At 65.6% G+C, this 572-nt stretch carries 1 protein-coding gene; it reads right to left on the bottom strand.

Going from position 1 to position 572, the window contains the following annotated elements; translation table 11 throughout:
• Positions 1-572 (bottom strand): HAD-IC family P-type ATPase (locus tag AC1D0P_RS27420; RefSeq protein ID WP_477679614.1); only part of this gene is annotated, 572 nt, incomplete at both ends.

The raw sequence follows: 572 nt of genomic DNA, 5'->3' as shown, positions 1-572 counted from the left end.
GCGCGATATCCGTGCCACCGCCCATGGCGATGCCGATATCGGCCGCAGCCAATGCCGGTGCATCGTTGATGCCGTCGCCGACCTTGGCAACGACGAAACCTTGCTTCTGCTTCTCGCGCACGATCGCCTGCTTGTCTTCCGGCATCAGGCCGGCCCTGACCTCCATGCCGAGATCGGCGCCGATCGCCTTCGCCGTCCGTTCGTTGTCGCCGGTCAGCATCAATGTCTTGATGCCCCGCGCTGCAAGCGTCTTTAGCCCCGCGACAGCATCGGCGCGCGGTTCGTCACGTATGGCAATAAGGCCGCTGACGACGCCATTGGCGAGGAGGACGGAGACCGTCTTGCCCGCCTCGTTGAAGGCATCGATCCGGGCCAGGACCTCGTTTTCGATCGCAACCCGTTCGGCGGCGGCTTTGGGCGAGAGAAGCAGAATTTCTTCGCCGCCGACCGAGGCAGACACGCCTTTTCCGGGCAGCGCCTTGGCGGAATTAGCCGGCGGGACCGGAACCCCGTCGTCCTTGGCGCGGGCGAGGATCGCCACAGCCAGAGGATGGCTCGACCCGGCCTCCAGC

The sequence above is a fragment of the Polaromonas sp. P1_G2 genome, from assembly GCF_056405515.1.
Note: the sequence above shows the minus strand (reverse complement) of the source record. Positions and strands in the feature narration are given on the sequence as shown.